This window comes from Limnofasciculus baicalensis BBK-W-15 (assembly GCF_024178385.1).
GTDB classification, from domain to species: domain Bacteria; phylum Cyanobacteriota; class Cyanobacteriia; order Cyanobacteriales; family Coleofasciculaceae; genus Limnofasciculus; species Limnofasciculus baicalensis.
Map to the genome: position 1 here is coordinate 1 of NZ_JAMZMM010000745.1, position 1,115 is coordinate 1,115.

Annotated in this window: 1 protein-coding gene and 1 pseudogene; one reads left to right on the plus strand and one right to left on the minus strand. The window is 45.6% G+C overall.

Annotation, left to right across the window (positions count from 1 at the left end; all coding sequences use genetic code 11):
- Positions 1-963 (plus strand): GDSL-type esterase/lipase family protein (locus tag NJ959_RS29910; protein ID WP_309242728.1); only part of this gene is annotated, 963 nt, incomplete at its 5' end.
- Here the strand turns inward: NJ959_RS29910 and NJ959_RS29915 are convergent.
- Positions 926-1,115 (minus strand): annotated as a pseudogene (locus NJ959_RS29915) (hypothetical protein); the annotation flags it as partial. The gene NJ959_RS29910 and the pseudogene NJ959_RS29915 overlap by 38 nt on opposite strands.

Genomic DNA, 1,115 nt, shown 5'->3' on the forward strand with positions numbered 1-1,115 from the left:
ATATTAGGTGTCAAGACTGCCAAGGCGTTGCAGTCTATCGCTTCATCGAAGAGTCAAATTATTCCACTTGTGGAAACCACTTCTCCTGAATTCAGTCAGCTACAGCCAATCCCCATTAGCCATAGCAAAGCGCTCCTGCAAGCAAATCCCATACCAACTACACTGATAAATAATGGACAACTCTTATCCAAGCCTCAGTCAACTAGTCTTTCTCCCACTTCTGGCACTCAACTCTATTACCAACGATTAGCAGCCTTGCAAGCTGGTAAAATTTATACACGCCTAGCTCCTGATAGCTTCAAGTCTTCCTGGGCAAAGGAGTCTCAGTCATTAACCAAACCAACTCACCAGCAGTGGCAAAGACTCCTCCAACAAGAAGCCAAATCTATGGCGAAAGGGCAAGGTAATAATCGTTTGGCTATTTTAGTGGGGGATTCTTTGACGCTTTGGTTTCCCTCAGAAAACCTCCCTAGTGGCAAATTTTGGCTTAATCAAGGGATTTCTGGCGAAAATTCTACTCAAATCAAAAGCAGACTCTCAGCTTTTGCCGACACTCGACCAGATACTATATATGTAATGGCAGGGACAAATGATTTACGGCAAGGAGTTAGCGATCGCGTTATTCTCAATAATACCCGTGAGATTCTCCGTCGCTTCCATGAGAATCATCCCCAAGCTCAGGTTATCCTTCAGTCTATTCTCCCCATCAGGTTATCATCTATTTCTAGCGATAGCGAAGCGCTGCTGCAAGCAAATCGCATCCGCAATCTTAACCTCCAACTTGCCCTCATTGCCAGACAAGAAGGCGCAGGTTACCTCAATCTCTACAACTTATTCGTTGACGACCAAGGTCAGATCCAACAAGATCTAACCACAGACGGCATTCACTTGACAAGCCGTGGTTATCAAGTTTGGCAAGAAGCCCTCAATTCTGCTGAATCTGCATTGGGCAATGGGGAGTAGCCCAGCGGATGCCGTATTGAGAATAGAGGGAAGAGAGGGAAGAGAGAGAGTTTTGAGTTTTGAGTTTTGAGTTTTGAGTTTTGAGTTTCAACTCTCCCCCTTGTCTCCCTTGTCTCCCTTGTCTTCCTTGTCTCCCTTGTCTCCCTTGTCTC